At 60.9% G+C, this 19959-nt stretch carries 18 protein-coding genes; 15 read left to right on the plus strand and 3 right to left on the minus strand.

The features are described 5' to 3' along the window. The first annotated feature begins 1 nt into the window (after position 1). Complete coding sequence (locus CCOY_RS05980; RefSeq protein ID WP_070422923.1) at positions 2–460, plus strand: universal stress protein; 459 nt, start codon at positions 2–4, stop codon at positions 458–460. 60 nt (positions 461–520) lie between these two features. Next, entirely contained in the window at positions 521–967 is a 447-nt protein-coding gene (locus CCOY_RS05985; RefSeq protein ID WP_070422922.1) for a universal stress protein, read from the plus strand. A gap of 12 nt (positions 968–979) precedes the next feature. On the opposite strand, the gene CCOY_RS05990 is transcribed toward CCOY_RS05985, so the two are convergent. From CCOY_RS05990 to CCOY_RS06000, 3 genes are all read right to left on the minus strand, one after another. Next, positions 980–3169 (minus strand): HelD family protein, encoded by a 2190-nt coding sequence (locus CCOY_RS05990; protein WP_070422921.1) that lies wholly within the window; start codon positions 3167–3169, stop codon positions 980–982. 75 nt (positions 3170–3244) lie between these two features. After that, a complete protein-coding gene (locus CCOY_RS05995) occupies positions 3245–4273 on the minus strand; it encodes a DoxX family protein (protein WP_070422920.1) in 1029 nt (342 codons plus the stop codon). 97 nt (positions 4274–4370) lie between these two features. Beyond that, a complete protein-coding gene (locus CCOY_RS06000) occupies positions 4371–4973 on the minus strand; it encodes an MBL fold metallo-hydrolase (RefSeq protein WP_070828610.1) in 603 nt (200 codons plus the stop codon). An 83-nt stretch (positions 4974–5056) separates the two neighbouring features. Between CCOY_RS06000 and uvrA the strand changes: the two genes are divergently transcribed. The 13 genes from uvrA to CCOY_RS06065 all read left to right on the plus strand — a co-directional run bounded on the left by uvrA (position 5057) and on the right by CCOY_RS06065 (position 19917). Next, on the plus strand, positions 5057–7915 hold the full coding sequence (gene uvrA / locus CCOY_RS06005) for an excinuclease ABC subunit UvrA (RefSeq protein WP_092103086.1): 2859 nt from the start codon (positions 5057–5059) through the stop codon (positions 7913–7915). A 281-nt stretch (positions 7916–8196) separates the two neighbouring features. Beyond that, positions 8197–8718, plus strand: coding sequence for a translation initiation factor IF-3 (infC, locus tag CCOY_RS06010; RefSeq protein ID WP_083279489.1), 522 nt, complete (start codon positions 8197–8199; stop codon positions 8716–8718). A 36-nt stretch (positions 8719–8754) separates the two neighbouring features. Further along, positions 8755–8949, plus strand: coding sequence for a 50S ribosomal protein L35 (gene rpmI, locus CCOY_RS06015; RefSeq protein ID WP_070422917.1), 195 nt, complete (start codon positions 8755–8757; stop codon positions 8947–8949). A gap of 52 nt (positions 8950–9001) precedes the next feature. After that, positions 9002–9388 carry a 50S ribosomal protein L20 gene (gene rplT / locus CCOY_RS06020; protein ID WP_070422916.1) on the plus strand — a complete coding sequence of 129 codons (387 nt, stop codon included), beginning with the start codon at positions 9002–9004 and terminating at the stop codon, positions 9386–9388. An 86-nt stretch (positions 9389–9474) separates the two neighbouring features. After that, the gene (locus CCOY_RS06025; RefSeq protein WP_070422915.1) at positions 9475–10293 is read left to right on the plus strand and encodes a TrmH family RNA methyltransferase; all 819 of its coding nucleotides are present in this window, start codon (positions 9475–9477) and stop codon (positions 10291–10293) included. Between the two features lie 133 nt (positions 10294–10426). Beyond that, the gene (gene pheS, locus CCOY_RS06030) at positions 10427–11497 is read left to right on the plus strand and encodes a phenylalanine--tRNA ligase subunit alpha (protein WP_244268721.1); all 1071 of its coding nucleotides are present in this window, start codon (positions 10427–10429) and stop codon (positions 11495–11497) included. Between the two features lie 14 nt (positions 11498–11511). Further along, positions 11512–14034 (plus strand): phenylalanine--tRNA ligase subunit beta, encoded by a 2523-nt coding sequence (gene pheT, locus CCOY_RS06035; RefSeq protein ID WP_092102461.1) that lies wholly within the window; start codon positions 11512–11514, stop codon positions 14032–14034. 54 nt (positions 14035–14088) lie between these two features. Beyond that, the gene (gene argC, locus CCOY_RS06040; RefSeq protein WP_092102464.1) at positions 14089–15141 is read left to right on the plus strand and encodes an N-acetyl-gamma-glutamyl-phosphate reductase; all 1053 of its coding nucleotides are present in this window, start codon (positions 14089–14091) and stop codon (positions 15139–15141) included. 52 nt (positions 15142–15193) lie between these two features. Beyond that, the gene (gene argJ / locus CCOY_RS06045) at positions 15194–16354 is read left to right on the plus strand and encodes a bifunctional glutamate N-acetyltransferase/amino-acid acetyltransferase ArgJ (protein ID WP_092102467.1); all 1161 of its coding nucleotides are present in this window, start codon (positions 15194–15196) and stop codon (positions 16352–16354) included. Positions 16355–16369: 15 nt separating this feature from the next. After that, a complete protein-coding gene (argB, locus tag CCOY_RS06050) occupies positions 16370–17302 on the plus strand; it encodes an acetylglutamate kinase (protein WP_371326033.1) in 933 nt (310 codons plus the stop codon). Continuing rightward, a complete protein-coding gene (locus CCOY_RS06055) occupies positions 17299–18477 on the plus strand; it encodes an acetylornithine transaminase (RefSeq protein ID WP_092102470.1) in 1179 nt (392 codons plus the stop codon). The genes argB and CCOY_RS06055 overlap by 4 nt, the downstream gene beginning before the upstream one ends. A gap of 4 nt (positions 18478–18481) precedes the next feature. Then, positions 18482–19420, plus strand: coding sequence for an ornithine carbamoyltransferase (gene argF / locus CCOY_RS06060; RefSeq protein WP_070422908.1), 939 nt, complete (start codon positions 18482–18484; stop codon positions 19418–19420). Further along, complete coding sequence (locus tag CCOY_RS06065) at positions 19420–19917, plus strand: arginine repressor (protein ID WP_070449951.1); 498 nt, start codon at positions 19420–19422, stop codon at positions 19915–19917. The genes argF and CCOY_RS06065 overlap by 1 nt, the downstream gene beginning before the upstream one ends. Positions 19918–19959: the final 42 nt, after the last annotated feature.

Consider the following 19959-nt stretch of genomic DNA (forward strand, 5'->3'; position numbering starts at 1 on the left):
CATGCACACCTACACTTCTATCGCCGTCGGTACTGACGGTTCACCGACTTCCATGGTCGCCGTGCGTGCCGCCGCAAGCCTTGCACGCGTGTACGACGCGAAACTCACGATTATCTGCGCGCACTACACGGCGTCTGGGTCGATGCTGAACTCCACCAACGCGGAGCTCAGCCGTGTCGACATCGTGACGGAGACGAACGCGCGCAACATTTTGGCTGAGGCAAAGAAGATTGCTGAAGAGGAGCAGGCGAAGGAAATCAACCTGGTCTCCTCAGGCGGCCAACCCGCGACCGTGCTGGTGGAATCGGTGCAGGAATATGACGTTGATCTGCTCGTTGTAGGTAACAAGGGCATGCGTTCCATGGCGGGCCGGATCTTCGGCAATATCCCGGGCAACGTGGCGAAGAAGGCGCCGGTGGATGTCATGCTCGTCGATACCCGGTCTGAGGGACACAATTAAATCCTTCGTGGGTAGAATGTCCCCGATATCCGCGCCGTAATCTTGAAAGGTGATTTCCACATGGCCGATTCCCCGTACAAGACCATTGTTGTTGGCTCCGACGGGTCCAAGTCGTCCCTCCTGGCCGTAGAGCGTGCCGCTAAGTTGGCTGCTGCATTCGGCTCCACCCTCGTTATCGGCACCGCCTACTACGAGAACGAGGATGAGGCTGCCAAGGCCCTGCGCCAGGACTCCGTGACCATCCTCGGTGACCAGAAGGCTCTAGAGAACCTTGAGGGTGCCGCTGAGCACGCACGTTCCTTCGGTGCACCCGACGTCCAGACCGCGACCCGTCCGGGTACCCCGGTTGAGGCGCTCATGGCGATCGTCAACGACAACAACGCTGACCTGCTCATCGTCGGTAACCGTGGCATCAACTCGCTGACCGGCCGTCTGCTCGGTTCGGTGCCGGCTGATGTCGCGCGTCAGTCCAACTGCGACGTCATGATCGTCCACACCGTGAACTAAGCGGTTTCCCGCTTAGTTCCCGATCACCGTCAGCGTCTGCGTGGCGCGGGTGACAGCGACGTAGAGGTCTTGCCACCCTTGTGGCGAGGCCTCTACGATTTTTTGTGGCTCCACCACGGTGACGTGGTCGAATTCGAGGCCTTTCATCTCGTCGACGTTGTGCACATCGATCACCGCATGCAACCCATCCCGCTTGTCGACGACCTCCGCACCTGCCGGCAGAAAATCAACCGGAATGCCGGTGGATCGGATTGCCGTCGGTGCAGTCGCCTCCGGATCAATTTGTGTCAGAACTTCCGCCGCATAATCTGAGATTTCCTTCGGCGTGCGGTAGTTCACCGTCAGCTCGTGGAGACGGAAGCGCTGACCCACAAAGCGTTCGAGTGCTGCGGTCCAATCGTCCACGCCTGCTGGCGAGGAAGTCTGCGCGGTATCTCCGACAAGGGTCATCCACCTTGCCGGGCACCGGCGAAACACCATGCGCCATTCCATTGGGGATAACTCCTGCGCCTCGTCGACGATGATGTGTCCATAGGCCCATGTTTGATCCGCACTGGCGCGCTGCGCGGTAGAACGATTATCAGTGACCCGCTGACGAGCAGCGAGCGTCTCTGCGTCGATCACGTCAGCCGCAGAAAGAATCTCCGCCTCAAACTGGTCGTCATCGTTATCGGTGGACTCGGACGAGGCAAGGATATCCAGCGCGTCTTCGGCCTCCTCCACGAGTTCGCGCCACTCGGCTTCTTCCTTGCGGCGGGCTTCTTCCGGATCGACGGTGCCGATCAGCACCGCCAGTTCGTCCACAAGTGCAGTATCGGCGGGGGAGAAGTCCTCCTCCGGGGAGCGCAGCAGCGCCGCACGTGTGTAGTCGTCGTAGTCGTAAGCAGCGTGCGCAATCGCATCCTCATCGGTGAGGAACTCACCGAGTAGGTCGGTGGGGTCGAGCTCGGGGAAGTGCTCGTCGATAAGCGCTAGCACCTGTGGCTCATCGGCGAGGTCATCGTGGAGCTGATCTACGTCTGCAGCAGACAGCAGGTTGGCACCACCGAGGGGATCTTCACCAATCTTTTGGGCCAGAGCCTCCGCCAGCGATTGGGTGAGGTGTTCTGCAAAGAACGGACGCGCCTGATTGTGCGGCCGGCGGGAGCGACGTGCGCGAGTGCGCGCGGCCTTGATCATGGCGGGCGTGGCCTCAATGGCTACTGAATCAATCGTCAGCACGACCGGCTTGTCGGGAACAGTTTCGTAGGCTTGCACGGCGCGCTTGAGAATCGTCACCATCTCCTCCGACCCCTTCACCTCCCGAGCCGCGATCGAATCGCTGCCCGTAGGCGTAAACCCGGGGACGAGTTGATCAGCAGTGGAAAGCACTACGCCAGTCTCGCCGAGCTCCGGCAACACACGGGAGATGTACTCCAAAAACGCCGGGTTCGGACCCACGATAAGCACGCCGGTGCGGCTGAGCTGCTCGCGCCACGTGTACATCAAATAGGCAATACGGTGCAGGGCAACCGCAGTCTTGCCCGTACCCGGACCGCCCTGTACAACCATCACGCCGCGGGTTGGATCGCGGATGATCTCGTCCTGCTCGCGCTGGATCGTCTCCACGATTGAGCGCATATGACCCGTGCGCGCTTCATTCATCGCACGGCGAAGCGCAGCCTCAGAGCCAACCCCGGCCACCGATGTGTCTGCGTTGTCGCCGGACAGCACCTCGTCATCTACCGCAGTAACCTTGCGCCCCCGCATGCGGATATTTCGGCGCGTCTCCACGCCCTCTGGGTGGGCGGTCGTCGCAAGGTAGAAGGGGCGTGCGAGCGGGGCACGCCAATCGAGCAACAACGTGCGGTAGTTATCCTCGCGGTCGTCAATGCCGAGTCGACCAATGTAGCGCCGGTCCAAATCCTCACGCCCCGGCACTGGATTTTCGGGCTCATCGTCTGCAACGTCAATGCGCCCAAAGACAAGCCCGGCTTCAGCAACGCCAAGCGTGTCCAATTTGGCATTGAGGCCGTGGTACTCAGTTTCTCGCCGCACAAGAGCGTCCGAATCCGGGTTGTCCGGGTCAACATCACGCTGAACCTCTTCGAGCCTCGCACGGGCACGAGCCACCTCGGCGTCGAGGTGTGCGAACAACGTATCCGCGTGAGACTGCTCGTCGGCGACGGGGTCAGGTGAAAGATTGTGCTGTAAATCCTGCATCCCCAAAACAAACAACCCCGAGGCGGGAAATATTCCCAACGTCTCGGGGCCGTAACGTTCAACTAAGTTCAGTGCTTAGCTGAGCTTCTTCTGAGCCTTCTTCACCAGCTTCTTCGCGCGCTTCTCAGCCTTCTTGGCCTTACGCTTCCACTTCAGCTTGGTGATCCAGGACGGATCAGCATCGAGCTTGTCCCAAGCCTTCTCCAGCTTGTCGATGGCACCCTGCGCCTTGTCCTGAGCCTTCGCGGTTGCTTTGTTGACCTTGCGCTTCGCCTTGAACTTGTCCAGAGTAGACGGCTGCAGATCGTTGAGCTGATCCTGCAGGTCACCAACAACGCTGTTGACCTTGCGCTTCGCCTTGAACTGCTGGATCTTCGACGGCTTCAGGTCATCGACCTTGCCCTCTGCCTTGTCTGCAGCGTCATCGAGCCAGTCACCAGCGTCGGAAAGGAAGCTCGAAGCCTGCTTCTTAGCGTCGTCGAACCAGTCGCTAGCGGTATCGCCGGCCTTGGAAGCGGCCTTCTTCCAGTCGCCCTTGTTGTCGTCGATGTAATCGGCAACCTGGTCGGTGCGGTCAGAGAACCAGTCACCAGCCTTGTCAAAGGCCTTCTCGGTCTCAGACTTGGTCGGCAGCGCCTGCTTGATGTTCTTCTGCGCAACGGAAGCGGCGTTCTGTGCACGCCACTTCATGTTCGGCTTGCCAGCCGTATCAACAGTTGCCAGCAGCACGCCACCAGCAAGACCGAGGTCGGTCAGGGCGCCACTGCGACGACGAGCCTTCTCTTCCTCGCTGTCGGCCTCCCAGAATGCGTGGCGGCCAATCACCGTCGGGATCGCGGTTGCAGCCAGCAGGGTGGCGGACAGGCGCGGGAACTTGCCGATTGCGAACAGGGAGCCAGCGCCAGCCTTAACGCCGCCGACAATCTTTGCGGCGGATTCCGGATCCTCCGGAACGAAGCCGCGGTACTCGGCTGGAACAGCGGTGCGCAGCTTCTTCAGGACAGTATTTGCGGAGTCCTTGTGGGCTGCCGGGTTCAACAACGTCTCAACGCCGTCGATCACGTAGACCGATGCCAGCATTGGGCGTGCGATTTTGCGAATCATATATGTACCCAAATCCTTACGTTTTGTAGCTGATTGTGCTCCCACCGAGTGTAGCGATTTTGCGCCAGGCCAGCTGTGTCCTATTGCACAACGCCACTTACCAGCGACGCTCCCACCACTCGTCAAGGTGCGGCCGTTCTGCGCCCAGCGTGGTGGGTTTTCCGTGGCCAGGGCGAACGATTGCGTCGTCGGGGAAGGCGTCGAAAAGCTTCTGTTTCACATCGTTGAAGAGTCGCACGAAATCACCCTCGGACTGGGTTTTGCCCAAGCCCCCCGGGAATAGGGAGTCGCCCACGAAAAGGTTCGGGGTGCCGTCGATGTCTACCGCGATAAACGCGCCGCCGGGAGTGTGCCCGCGCAAGATACCCACAGGAATGCGATGGCCGGCGAACTCGATGGTGTCACCGTCGCGCAGTTCCACATCGGGGGCGACGGGAAGTGCCGGGGCATCCAAAAACGGTGCGTAGTGTGTGGCGCCGGTTGCCTCCAGCACTGCTTCCAGAGCGCGGGTGTGGTCGTGGTGGCGGTGTGTTGTGAGAACCGCGGTAATTTCCACGCTGGCGTCGCGGGCCATGGCGTGGAGGGTGTCGGGCTCATCGGCGGCGTCGATAAGCAAACCTTGCTCCCCGGAAGAGAGAAGGTAGCAGTTGTTGTCCATGGCGGATACGGAAACCTGGTGCAGCTTCAGCGAAGTACTCATGCCCGCCACAGTAGTAAGGAATGTTTGTATAGCGCGCGACGTTGGTAGTTTCTTGGGAGTACGAATCGACGAAAGGCGAAGACGTGGCCGACAAACTTATTGTGCGTGGTGCTCGGGAACACAACCTCAAGGGCGTAGATGTCGAGTTGCCCCGCGACAAAATGGCGGTGTTCACCGGACTGTCGGGCTCGGGCAAGTCCTCGCTGGCCTTCGACACCATCTTCGCCGAAGGCCAGCGCCGCTATGTTGAGTCGCTGTCGTCCTATGCCCGCATGTTCCTGGGGCAGATGGACAAGCCCGACGTCGACTACATCGATGGGTTAAGCCCAGCGGTGTCCATTGACCAGAAGTCAACCAACCGCAACCCGCGCTCGACGGTAGGCACGATTACTGAGATCTACGACTACCTGCGTTTGCTGTACTCGCGTGCGGGTACCGCCCACTGTCCGGAATGTGACGCTGTGATTGAGCGACAGACCCCACAGCAGATCGTTGACCGGATCCTGGAGTACGAAGAGCGCACGAAATTCCAGGTGCTTGCGCCGATCGTGCGCAAGCGTAAGGGTGAGTTCCAGGACCTGTTTGCAGACCTCGCCGCCCAGGGTTATGCGCGTGTGAACGTGGACGGGGAGACCTACCAACTCACCGACCCGCCGAAGTTGGAAAAGCAGATCAAGCACAACATCGACGTTGTGGTGGACCGCTTGATGGTCAAGGCGAGCCAAAAGCAGCGTCTCACTGACTCCGTGGAGACAGCGCTGAAGCTGGCGGACGGCCTTGTAGGGTTCGACTTTGTCGATCTTGACGCCGACGATCCGGAGCGCGTGCAGATCTTCTCCGAGAAGATGGCCTGCCCGAACGGGCACAAGCTCAACGTGGAGGAGTATGAGCCACGTGCCTTCTCGTTCAACTCGCCTTTCGGCGCTTGCCCGGCCTGCGACGGTCTCGGTATGCGCAAGGAGATCGACGTTGACCTGATTATTCCCGATCCGGATGCGCCTGCGGTTGATGCGTTCCAGCCGTGGAACTCGAGCCCGAACAAGAAGTACTTCACCAAACTCATCGAAGCGCTGGCGAAGGAAGAAGGTTTTGATGCGAACGCACCGCTGAGCTCGCTGACCAAGACGCAGCAAAAACACCTGATTCACGGCTCGTCGACCAAGATCAACGTCCGGTACAAGAACCGCTTCGGCCGTCAACGTTCCTACACCGCCGCCTACGAGGGCATTGTGGGCTACATCGAGCGCAAGCTTGAACAGGCCGAATCGGATACGCAGAAGGAACGGCTTCTCGCATTCACCCGCGAGGTGCCGTGCCCGACCTGTAAGGGTGCCCGCCTGAAGCCTGAGATCCTCGCAGTGCGTCTCGCATCAACGACGCACGGCGAGAAGTCCATCGCGGGCCTGACGGAGCTTTCCATCGAGGACGCCTCCGAGTACCTGGACAACCTCGTGCTGGGCTACCGCGAGGAGATGATTGCTGGTGCAGTGTTGCGAGAGATCCAGGCGCGCTTGCATTTCCTGCTCGACGTCGGCCTGAACTATCTGACGCTCGCGCGCTCTGCCGGCACGCTGTCCGGTGGTGAAGCACAGCGCATTCGCTTGGCGACGCAAATCGGTTCCGGTTTGGCCGGCGTCCTGTACGTGCTTGACGAGCCGTCCATTGGACTGCACCAGCGTGACAACCAGCGCCTGATCGCAACGCTGAAGAAGCTGCGCGACCTCGGCAACACGCTCGTTGTAGTCGAGCACGACGAGGACACGATCCGTGAGGCCGACTGGCTCGTCGATATCGGACCCAAGGCTGGCGAGTATGGCGGTGAGGTGGTCTACCAGGGAGATCCGGCGGGCATCCTGAAGGCGAAGGACTCGCTCACTGGTGATTACCTGGCGGGACGTAAGAAGATTGAGGTTCCGGAGCAGCGACGTGTCGTCGATAAGCAGCGCATGCTCAAGGTTGTTGGTGCCCGCGAGAACAACCTAGACAACGTCGATGTGAGTATCCCGCTGAGCGTACTTGTGGCTGTCACGGGTGTATCGGGCTCGGGCAAGTCGACGCTGGTGAACCAGATTCTGGCGAAAACCCTGCAAAACCAACTGAACGGTGCGCGCCAAGTGCCCGGGCGTGTGAAGAAGGTCGAAGGCCTGGAGCACCTGGACAGACTCGTGCAGGTGGACCAGAGCCCGATTGGGCGCACGCCGCGGTCGAACCCCGCGACATACACGGGCGTGTTTGACAAAATTCGTAACCTGTTCGCCGAGACTCAGGAGGCGAAGGTTCGCGGCTACAAGGCCGGGCGATTCTCCTTCAACGTCAAGGGCGGCCGCTGTGAGGCGTGTCGTGGCGACGGCACGATCAAGATCGAGATGAACTTCCTGCCGGACGTGTACGTCCCGTGCGAAGTGTGCCAGGGTGCACGTTACAACCGCGAGACGCTCGAAGTGCGCTACAAGGGCAAGAACATCGCCGAGGTGCTCGACATGCCGATCTCCGAGGCAACCGAGTTCTTCGAGCCGATCACCTCGATCCACCGCTACCTGCAAACGCTGGTAGATGTCGGTCTCGGCTACGTCCGACTCGGGCAGAGCGCAACCACGCTGTCCGGCGGTGAGGCACAGCGCGTGAAGCTCGCCGCGGAGCTGCAGAAGCGTTCTAACGGTCGCACGATCTACATTCTCGACGAGCCGACCACCGGCCTGCACTTCGAAGACATCCGCAAACTCATGCTGGTGCTCAACGGGCTGGTGGAGAAGGGCAATACCGTGCTGGTCATTGAGCACAACCTGGATGTGATCAAGTCCGCTGACTGGATCATTGACATGGGTCCGGAAGGTGGCTCAGGCGGCGGCACCGTGGTTGCGCAGGGCACCCCGGAGGACGTGGCCAAGGTCGAAGGGTCCTTCACCGGCGAGTTCCTCCAGGATGTGTTGATAAAAGGGTAGGAGAGCTCGATTTGGTGCACGCGTGTAATGCGTGTACTATTCACTTCGCACCGCCCAGCGTGTCCATTTCACGGATGCGCGGGCCACAAGAGGAGTGAATCCCACCCCAAGCCGCTGGCGTTGAGCCGAGTTGGATACGGGTCAAACGGTGTGCCAGATGTTGGCATGCCTGGACGATCTCCCGCCACCGTTTTTCGGTGAGCGGGTTTTTCGCGTGAGATCACCCCGAATGTGACCCAGAGCGGCAACGACATTGTTTCTCGAAGTCTCTAGGAGTTCTCATCAGCGCTGAAGCTCGGATTAACGATCGAATCCGCGTCCCCGAAGTTCGCCTTGTCGGCCCGTCCGGCGAGCAGGTCGGCATTGTCCGTACGGATGATGCCCGCAAGCTGGCGTACGAAGCGGATCTCGACTTGGTTGAGGTGGCGCCGAACGCTAAGCCGCCTGTGGCCAAGATCATGGACTACGGCAAGTTCAAGTACGAGCAGGATCAGAAGGCCCGCGAGGCCCGTAAGAACCAGCAGCAGACCGTGGTCAAGGAACAGAAGTTCCGTCCCAAGATCGATGAGCACGACTACCAGACCAAGAAGGGCAATGTTGAGCGCTTCCTGGAGAAGGGCAACAAGGTCAAGGTCACCATCATGTTCCGCGGCCGCGAGCAGTCCCGCCCTGAGCTGGGCTACCGCCTGCTGGAGCGTCTCGCTGAGGATATCGGCGAGTTGGGTGTGGTCGAGTCCCGCCCGAAGCAGGACGGCCGCAACATGACGATGGTCTTCGGACCGGCTCGCAAGGGCAAAAAGTAAGTTTTGAAATAACCGACACTCTGAAGGGCTTTCACCATGAAGCAGAAGACCCACAAGGGCACCGCAAAGCGCATCAAGGTCAACGGCAAGGGCAAGCTGCGCCGCGAGCAGGCTGGTAAGCGCCACCTGAACGAGAAGCTCTCCTCGAAGCGTCGCCGCAAGCTCTCCGGCACCACCGACGTCGCTAAGGCTGACGTCAAGCGCGCAAAGCGCCTCCTCGGCATGTCCTAAGCACTGCCCGATCAATCAACCGATTACGAGATAAGAAAAGGAAGTTTGACTCATGGCACGTGTGAAGCGTTCAGTCAATGCTAAGAAGAAGCGCCGCGCAATCCTCAAGTCCGCGAAGGGCTACCGTGGCCAGCGTTCCCGCCTCTACCGCAAGGCTAAGGAACAGTGGCTGCACTCCCAGACCTACGCTTACCGCGACCGTCGTAAGCGCAAGGGTGAGTTCCGCAAGCTGTGGATCCAGCGCATCAATGCTGGTGCACGCATGAACGGCATCACCTACAACCGCCTCATCCACGGCCTGAAGCTGGCTGAGGTTGAGGTCGACCGCAAGATCCTCGCCGAGCTCGCTGTCAGCGACTTCGCTGCATTCTCCGCCCTGTGCGAGGTTGCAAAGAACGCTCTGCCGGAGGACGTCAACGCTCCGAAGAACGCCGCATAAGCGCTTTCGCTTTTCGACGACACACCGCCCCGTCCCACCACACCAGGTGGGACGGGGCGGTTTTTGTTCGCGGTAAGGTATCGGCCATGGCATTGGATTTTGAGCAGCCGTTTACTGAGCGCACCCCGCGTGTGGTCAACGCTGCGAAGCTGAAACGCGCGGCGGGTCGTCGCAAAGCAAAAGCTTTTCTCGCGGAAGGGGAGAACGCCGTGGAAGCGGCGGTGGCTACGGGTGCAGCAACAGACTTGTTTGTCACCGAAGCAGCGGCTGAGCGTTTCGAGGAAATCGTTCGCGCCGCTGGCTACATGGATGTCTACACGCATGCCATCAACGACAAAGCTGCTCAGCACCTCGCCGACGCGGTGACCAACACGGGTATTTTCGCGGTGTGTAGGCCGGTGCTGTGGACGGTGCCGTCGATCCTCAAGGGCCGGCCCCGTCTAGTCGCAGTGTGTGTGGAGACCAACGACCCGGGCAACGCAGGCACGATCATCCGCCTAGTAGATGCGCTGGGTGCGGATGCAGTCATCTTCGCTGGGGACACCGTCGATCCAGAGTCGCCGAAAGTGGTGCGTTCCACCGCAGGATCGTTGTTCCACGTACCAGTGGCACGTGACCGTGATGTCCACCGGGTAATTGGGCAGCTGCATTCTGCAGGATTAGCTACGGTGGCAACCTCGGCGTCGGGGGAGACATCCCTCGCGCAAGCGGACGAGGTGCTTGCACGCCCAACAGCGTGGCTGTTTGGCAACGAGGCCCACGGGCTTAGCGATGAGCTTCTCACCAATGCTGATCACCGGATCTCCATCCCGATTAAGGGCAGCGCGGAATCGCTGAATCTCGCTACCGCTGCATCCATGTGCCTCTGGGAATCCTCCAAGGCGCTCGACGCAGACGAAAGGTAATCGCGATACCGACACCTATCGCATGTCCCCCTCGCGCATTCATGTGTCGGCTCCACGGGTAAAGTGGTGGACGCTTTTGAACCGACATCGCTGCAGACGCCCTGAGCTGCAGAGCACTTGTGGAAAGGCGCGGGTGAGCGTAAGCGTGGCCGACAACGCAACACAACTTCCGGATATTGAACTGACCGAGGAAGCCCTGAACCAGGCAGCAGACGATGCGATTGCTGCGTTCGAGGCTGCTGCGGACCTCGCGGCACTTGAAGATGCGCATCGCGCGCACCTGGGGGAGAAGTCCCCGATCATGCAGGCGCGTAAGTCGCTGGGGTCCATTCCGAAGGATCAGCGTAAGAACGCTGGTCGCTTTGTGAACATGGCGCGTGGCCGCGCCGAAAAGGTCTATGCCCAGCTGCGCCAGGTCCGCGAAGCAGAGCACCGCGAGAAGCAGCTGCGTGAGGAAAAGGTTGACGTTACGTTGCCTACCGCACGCGCTCACGCCGGCGCGATGCACCCGATCACCACACTGTCGGAGCACATCGCCGACATCTTCATCGGCATGGGTTGGGAAGTGGCCGAAGGCCCCGAGGTTGAAGCGGAGTACTTCAACTTCGACGCGCTGAACTTCATTCCGGACCATCCGGCCCGCACACTGCAGGACACCTTCTACACTGGCGAAGAAGGCTCCAAGCAGGTCATGCGTACACACACCTCGCCGGTGCAGGTGCGAACGATGCTTGAGCGCGATGTGCCGATCTACATTGCGTGCCCGGGCCGTGTGTTCCGTACGGACGAACTCGATGCCACCCACACCCCTGTGTTCCACCAGGTGGAGGGTCTCGCTGTGGACAAGGGACTGACGATGGCGCACCTGCGCGGCACGCTCGACCACCTGGCTAAGGTGCTGTTCGGCCCGGAAACCAAGACCCGTATGCGTACGAACTACTTCCCGTTTACCGAACCGTCTGCCGAGGTGGACGTTTGGTTCCCGAACAAGAAGGGCGGCGCTGGCTGGATTGAGTGGGGCGGCTGCGGCATGGTCAACCCGAACGTGCTGCGTGCTGTTGGCATCGACCCGGAGGAGTACACCGGTTTTGCGTTCGGCATGGGCCTTGAGCGCACGCTGCAGTTCCGCAATGGCCTGTCGGATATGCGCGACATGGTCGAAGGCGATGTCCGTTTCACTATTCCGTTCGGCGTGCAGGCGTAAAAGGAGAACCAAGAATGCTTATTTCCAAGAATTGGATCACCCGCCTGCTTAATCAGGCAGGCAACCAGGGCTTCAATCCCTCCGACGAGGAATTGGACGCCGGTTTTGTCCGCGTCGGTTTTGAGACCGAGGGCTACGAGCCGCTGCCTGAGGTGACCGGCCCGCTCGTCATTGGCCGAGTAGCCGAGATCGAGGAACTGACCGGGTTTAAGAAGCCCATCCGCTACTGCCAGGTTGATGTCGGACAGGCCAACGGCACAGGTGAACTGCAGGGCATCATCTGTGGCGCGCGAAACTTCAAGGAAGGCGACCTAGTCATCGTGTCGCTTCCGGGTGCGGTATTGCCAGGTGGCTTTGCTATCTCCGCGCGCAAAACCTACGACCACATTTCGAACGGCATGATGGCGTCCGCAGCAGAACTTGGCCTGGCTACAAAGAGCGAAGGCATCATCACACTGGAGGAGGGGGCAGCGACCCCGGGCGATGACGCTCGCGAGATCCTCGGCTCCGGCGACACCGTGTTCGAGGTTAACGTCACCCCGGACCGTGGCTACGCGCTGTCTGCACGCGGCCTGACCCGTGAGATCGCATCCGCCTTCGACCTGGCGTTTAAGGATGTCGCGCAGGATCCGTCGATCGCAGGCGTTAATATGTCTGCTGTTCCGGAGCCGGCAGGCGAGAGCATCCCCGTCGAGGTTGAGGCCTCGACGAAGGCGCAGCGCTTCGGCCTGCGCACTGTGAAGGGCATCGACCCGAAGGCACAGGCGCCGTTCTGGATGCAGCGTGAACTCATGCTCAGCGGTGTTCGCTCTGTAAACGCGGCGACTGACGTGACTAACTACGTCATGCTGTTGCTTGGTCAGCCGATGCACGCATTCGACGCCGACAAGATCTCCGGCGGCCTACGGGTGCACAATGCTGAGGTCGGTCAGAAGTTTGAAACGCTCGACCACGTTGAGCGGACGCTGACCGCAGACGATGTGGTGATCAGCGACGACAACGGCATCCAGTCCCTCGCCGGCGTTATGGGTGGCACGACGTCGGAGATTTCCGACGACACCGTGAACGTCCACTTCGAGGCTGCAACCTGGGATCCGCTGACTGTTGCTCGTACTGCACGTCGCCTGAAGCTGAGCTCGGAGGCCTCTCGTCGATTTGAGCGCGGCGTTGACCCCGCCATCGTCGAGGTCGCTCTGGATGCCGCTTGTGCGCTCCTCGTCGAGATCGCTGGCGGCTCGATCGAGGCTGGCCGTACGCTTGTCGGTGACGTTAAACCGCGTGAGCCGATTGCCATGCGTGCCTCGCGCCCGTCTGAGCTCATCGGTGTGGACTACTCCCGCGATACGGTTGTGCGCCGTCTTGAGGAGGTCGGCTGCACTATCGCAGGCGAGGGTGAGAACCTTCAGGTCACGCCGCCGACATGGCGTACCGATATCACCGTTCCGGTGGAACTTGTCGAAGAGGTCGTGCGCCTTGAGGGACTCGACGATATCCCGTCGATCCTGCCAACACCGCGTGGTGGTCGCGGCTTGAGCCCGCTGCAGCGTCGCCGTCGCGCGGTCACGCACGCGCTGGCGTACTCCGGCTACGCGGAGATCATCCCGACGCCGTTTATTGCCAACGACACGTTCGACGTGTGGGGGCTCGACGCAGACGATCCGCGCCGCAACACGGTGAAGGTGCAGAACCCGTTGGATGCTGACTACGGCATCTTGGGCACGACGCTTCTGCCGTCGATGCTCGAGGCAGCAGGCCGCAATGTTGCCCGCGGCCGTGGCGATATTGCGCTCTACTCGGTTGCACAGACCTCTGAGAAGCGCGCGGATGTTTCGCCGTTGCCGGCCGTTACCCAGCGTCCAGCAGACGACGTTGTCGCAGAACTTATTCAGTCGCTGCCAAAGCAGAATCTGCATGCCGCAACGGTGGCGCTCGGCAACGTCGAGCTCGAGGGGCCGTGGGGCAATGGGCGCGCCTATGAGTGGTCGGACGCGATCCAGTCTGCGCAGATCGTCGCCCGCGCATGCGGTGTTGAACTCGACATCGTCGCTGCCGAGGTTCTGCCGTGGCACCCGGGGCGCTGTGCGGAACTCTCTGTCCGCGATGCTGCTGGCGACCGTATCGTCGTTGGCCATGCTGGCGAGCTGCACCCGCAGATTCTGGAGAAGCTAAACCTGCCAGCGCGCACGTGCGCGATGGAGCTCGACCTGACTGCGATCCCGCTGGAGGAGCGTCTTCCGGCGCCGCGCCTGTCGTCGTTCCCGCTGTTGCACCAGGACATCGCGCTCGTCGTCGATGAGGAAGTTCCGGCTGAAGACGTCCGTCGCACTCTCGTTGAGGGCGCAGGTGAGCTTGTCGAGGACGTAACGCTTTTCGACGTCTACCGTTCGGAATCCCTCGGCGAGGGCAAGAAGTCTCTCGCATTCGGCCTGGCCTTCCGTGCGCCCGATCGCACGCTGAAGGAAGAGGAAGGCTCGGAGGCTCGCCTCAAGGCAGCCGAGTTGGCTAAGGAGCGCTTCGGCGCAGAAATGCGCGGGTAAATATTAATCCGTGAATAACTTACGGCGCACTGCATAACTGATACACTGTCCGCTATGTCAGAAAGTGTGATCAAGGTTGCGGTCGCCGGAGCCACCGGGTACGCAGGGGGTGAGATTCTCCGTCTGCTGCTCGGGCACCCCGCCTACCTTGCGGGTTCGCTTCAGATCGGTGCTCTTACCGGAGCATCGAACGCTGGCCAGCAGGTCGGCAATCTAATGCCTCATCTGCCGGAACTTGCAGATCGGGTCATTGAGCCAACAACAATCGATGTGCTTGCTGGCCACGATGTTGTGTTCCTCGGCTTGCCGCACGGCCACTCCGCCGAGATCGGTCAGGCTCTCGGCGAGGACGTCGTCGTGATTGACTGCGCTGCAGATTTTCGGTTGCGCGATGCCGAGCAATGGAAGCGTTTCTACGGCTCTGAGCATGCAGGATCTTGGCCTTACGGGCTTCCCGAACTGCCGGGTCAGCGGGCCGCCCTGCAGGGGGCAAACCGTGTCGCTGTCCCGGGGTGTTTCCCCACTGGGGCAACGCTTGCGGCCTGGCCGGCACTCGAAGCGGGGCTCGTGGAGCCTGATCTGACCATCGTTGCTATTACCGGTGTATCCGGTGCCGGCAAGAAGGCCAATGTCGATCTGCTTGGCGCGGAAACGATGGGCTCCTTGAAAGCCTATGGCGTCGGCGGGACGCACCGGCACACACCAGAGATCCAACAAAGCCTTGAGTCGGTTGCTGGCACCAGCGTTGCCGTGAGCTTTACCCCGGTACTAGCACCGCTGCCGCGCGGGATTCTCACCACAGTGACCGCACCATTGGCGCAGGGCGTTACAGCAGAGGCGGTAAAAAGCGCGTACGAACAGGCGTACCAGGGAGAACAGTTTGTCAGGCTGCTTCCGGCAGGCTCGCAGCCGCAAACCCAGCATGTCGTGGGCACGAACATGTGCGCCGTGCAGGTTGAAGTGGACGAGCACGCCGGCAAGTTGGTGGCGACGAGTGCCATCGACAACCTGACCAAGGGCACTGGTGGTGCCGCTGTGCAATGCATGAACCTTGCACTCGGGTGGGACGAAGGGGCAGGACTATCGCGAGCTGCGGTGGCTCCGTAACCGCCACTTCACAACGACTCTCCACCCCTGTTGAAAGGAAAACGAACAATTCATGACCACCACCGGAGTAACCGCGCCGAAGGGCTTTAGCGCTGCAGGTATCAGCGCCGGGATCAAGGCGTCTGGCAACCGTGATCTCGCATTGGTTGTCAACGAAGGCCCGGAGTTTGCTGGTGCAGCCGTATTTACTCGGAACAAAGTGTTTGCAGCGCCAGTGAAAGTGAGCCGTGAGACTGCAGCTGGCGGCACCATTAAGGCTCTGATTGTGAACTCGGGAAACGCGAACGCGTGTACCGGCGCACAAGGATACGAAGACGCAAAAGCCATGCAGCGCCTGACCGCAGAAGGCATCGGGGTCGACCCAGCCCACGTTGCGGTCTGCTCGACGGGGCTGATCGGCGACACACTTCCGATGGACAAGGTGGAAGCCGGTATCGGTGTCGTCGTCAAGCAACTCGGCGATGATGGAGCGGGTGCTGCAGATGCGATTCGGACGACAGATACGGTGGCGAAAGAAGCCGTCGTCAAGGGCGACGGCTGGACTGTGGGGGCGATGGGAAAGGGTGCCGGCATGATGGCGCCGTCGCTGGCGACGATGCTTGTCTGCATCACCACCGACGCAAAGGCTGACAGCGCCACGTTGCAGGCTGCGCTCGAGCAAGCCTGTGCCATGACGTTTAACACGTTGGATATTGATGGCTCGACTTCCACCAACGACACGGTCGTCGCAATGGCAAGCGGTGCCAGTGGCGTGACCCCAACGCAAGCAGAACTCAACGCCGCAGTGCACGAAGCGTGCGCGAAGCTAGCGGCGATGATGCAGTCGGATGCGGAAGGCGTGACCAAGCGTGTCGCGATCACCGTCCAAGGAGCGCTCGACGATGCACAAGCGCTCAACGCAGCGCGCGCGATCGGCCGTGACAGCCTGGTCAAGACTGCGATGTTCGGCTCCGATCCGAACTGGGGCCGCGTGCTGGCAGCCGTAGGCATGGCCGATGCCGAGATGGATGCGGAGAACATCTCCGTGACCTTCAACGGTCAGACCGTATGCGAACAGTCGACCGGCGCACCGGGCGCCCGCGACGTTGACTTGAGCGGAGCCGACATCGACGTTGTTGTGGACCTGGGCACCGGGGGAGCGGGCAGCGCAACCGTGCGCACAACCGACCTCTCGCACGCCTACGTCGAGATCAATTCCGCGTACTCGAGCTAGGAGGTGGGTGAGTTGATGCCTAATCTAACGAGTGAACAGCGCGCCACCGTCCTCGCTGAAGCCCTGCCGTGGCTGCAGCACTACCGCGACAAGATTGTGGTGGTGAAGTACGGCGGTAACGCCATGATTGATGAAGACCTCAAGGCGGCGTTCGCCGCAGACATGGTGTTTCTGCGCACTGTGGGCGCGAAGCCCGTGGTCGTACATGGCGGCGGGCCGCAGATCAGCGCGATGCTCAAGCGTTTGGGCCTCGACGGCGGCGAGTTCGTCGGCGGGTTCCGTGTCACCACGCCGGAAATCCTGGATGTCGTGCGCATGGTGCTGTTCGGGCAGGTGGGCCGAGATCTTCTGGGCAAGATCAATTCCCACGGCCCGTACGCGGTAGGCACCTCAGGAGAGGATGCCGGCTTGTTCACGGCCAAGCGCCGCCAGGTCGAAGTGGAAGGTGAGCTCGTCGATATCGGGCTGGTCGGCACCATCACCGACGTGAATCCGGCAGCGGTGATGGACATCATCGACGCCGGCCGTATCCCGGTCGTCTCTGGCATCGCTCCGGGCGAAAACGGCGAGGTCTACAACATCAACGCTGACGAAGCCGCAGGCGCGCTGGCAGCTGCGATCGGCGCGGAACGCCTCGTAGTTCTCACCAACGTGGAGGGCCTTTACACCGATTGGCCCAACCGCGATTCGCTTTTGTCCAAGATCGAGGCGGCCGAGCTTGAGAAGATGCTGCCGGGCCTAGACACCGGGATGATCCCGAAGATGGAAGCTTGCCTGACCGCGGTCCAGGGCGGGGTGAAAGCGGCACACGTTATTGATGGTCGTGTGGCCCACTCAGTGCTTCTCGAACTACTGACCATGGGTGGTGTGGGCACGATGGTGCTTCCAGACGATTACGACCGCACCCACTACCCAGACGGCACAATCTTTAGGAAGGATGAGGCATGAGCAACTTCGCTACACGCTGGTCGGAGTCACTGCTAGACACGTACCCAGCCCCGCCGGTTGAACTCGTCGCTGGCGATGGCGCTACCGTCACCGATGCCGACGGGAAAACGTACATCGACATGCTCGCAGGCATCGCCGTGAACGCGTTGGGACATGCCAACCCAGCCATCGTGCAGGCGGTGTCGCAGCAGGTGGCCACTCTCGGTCACGTATCTAACCTGTTTGGTTCCCATCCGGTGGTTGAAGTAGCGGAGAAGCTGCGCGCACGCGTCGGCGACGAGACCGCCCGTGTGTTTTTCAGTAACTCCGGCGCAGAGGCCAATGAGGCCGCGTTTAAGCTTGCCCGTCTCACTGGTCGGGGGCGCATCCTCGCAGCCGAGCATGGTTTCCACGGCCGCACCATGGGCTCGCTCGCGCTGACCGGACAGCCAGAGAAGCAGGCCCCGTTCGCGCCATTGCCCGCCGGCGTGGAGTTCTACCCGTATGGCGACATTGATGCGCTGACGGCTCTGGTTGAGCAGAACCCTACCGATACTGCCGCCATCATCTTGGAGCCGATTCAGGGCGAAACCGGCGTCATCCCGGCGCCCGAAGGCTTCTTGCAGGCGGTGCGCTCGCTTTGCGACGAGCACGGCATTCTCTTCATCACCGACGAGGTCCAAACCGGAGTCGGCCGCACCGGCACCTTCTTCGCCTTCGAAGACGCAGAGGTCGTGCCGGATGTCATCACCATGGCCAAAGGTCTCGGCGGGGGACTGCCCATCGGCGCGACGATAGCCCGCGGTAAAGCCGCGACACTGTTCACTCCGGGCAGCCACGGCACAACCTTCGGTGGCAACCCCGTCGCATGTGCTGCGGCCAACGCGGTGCTGGACACGATTGACGATGGGTTCCTGGCCAATGTTCGTCGCAAAGCAGCAGTGCTTATCGACGAAACCACGGACGTTCCCGGCGTCGCGGAAGTGCGCGGCCGGGGCCTGATGCTCGGCGTTGTGCTGGAGCAACCGGTTGCGAAGCTCGTCGTCAAGCATGGGCTCGAACACGGCGTCATTCTGAACGCGCCGTCCGACACCGTCATCCGACTCACCCCACCCCTGGTAATTAGCGACAACGAGATCCAGCAGGCGGTTGAGCGTCTCGCAGCCGCAATCGCACAAGCCGCAGAAAGGAACTAGATCAATGGCTCGTCATTTTCTCGCAGACGACGATCTCACCCCAGCAGAACAGGCTGAAGTCCTTGCACTCGCAGCGGAGCTGAAAAAGGCACCGTTGTCGCACCGGCCGTTGGAAGGGCCGCTTTCAGTGGCAGTACTGTTTGACAAGACCTCGACACGTACGCGGTTCTCATTCGACGCTGGTATTGCGCAACTTGGCGGTCAGGCGATTGTGACTGAGACTGGGCACGCGCAGATGGGTAAGGGCGAATCTTTCCAGGACACCGGTGCCGTACTGTCCCGCTACGTACAGGCAATTGTGTGGCGCACCTACGATCACCAGAACCTCGTGGACATGGCTGAGGCAGCCACCGTTCCTGTGGTCAATGCACTTACCGATGACCTGCACCCATGCCAGATCCTGGCGGACCTGCAAACCATCATCGAGGAGTTCTGCCCCGAGGAAGGCGCCGCTGGCCTGAAGGGGCTGAAAGCGGTGTACCTCGGCGACGGTGACAACAACATGGCTAACTCGTACCTGATCGGTTTCGCTACAGCGGGGATGGACATCACTGTTATCGCGCCCAAGGAATTCCAGCCGCGTGCCGAGTTTGTCGAGCGTGCCGAGAAGCGCGCCGCAGAAACCGGCGCCCGTGTCACCGTGACTGATGATGTTGCAGCTGCTGAAGACGCGAACGTCGTGATCACCGACACCTGGATCTCGATGGGCATGGAAGAAGATGGCAAGGATCGTCGCACACCGTTCTTGCCCTACCAGGTTGATGCGGACCTGATGGCGCGCGCGGCAAACGATGCAATATTCTTGCATTGCCTTCCCGCGTACCGCGGGAACGAGGTCGCCGCGGAGGTCATTGATGGCCCGCAGTCGCGCGTCTTCGACGAGGCTGAAAACCGTTTACATGCGCAGAAAGCGTTGCTGACCTGGCTTCTGGAGCACCAATAATGTCCCAACCTGTATCCCGTACCGCACGCCAAGCACGGATCCTCGAGTTGCTTGAGCAGACTCGTGTTTCCTCGCAGATTCAGCTGTCAGAGCTGCTGCTCGCAGAAGGCATCGACATTACGCAGGCGACCCTGTCGAGGGACTTGGATGAACTTGGTGCGAAGAAGATCCGCCCATCTGGCGGCGGCCGTGCCTACTACACGATCAACGGCGATGCCGATGGTTTTGAAAACGCGCAGACTGGCCCCCGTGAGAAGCTCCGCCGCATGATCGACGAGTTGGTCGTATCCGCGGATGGCTCGGGTCAACTTGCACTGCTGCGCACGCCCCCAGGTGCGGCGCAGTACCTGGCCAGCTACATTGACCGCGTAGGCCTCGACCAGGTTGTCGGCTGCATTGCTGGCGACGACACAATTTTTGTTCTTGCACGCGAACCGCTCACCGGCGTAGAACTTGCCGTGGAACTCTTCGGCGGACACGCCCGGGGCAGCGACTAAAAAGTTTTACCCTGCAGGTAACCTCATACTATTCATGAAATC

It is taken from the genome of Corynebacterium coyleae (assembly GCF_030408635.1).
Lineage (GTDB): Bacteria > Actinomycetota > Actinomycetes > Mycobacteriales > Mycobacteriaceae > Corynebacterium > Corynebacterium coyleae.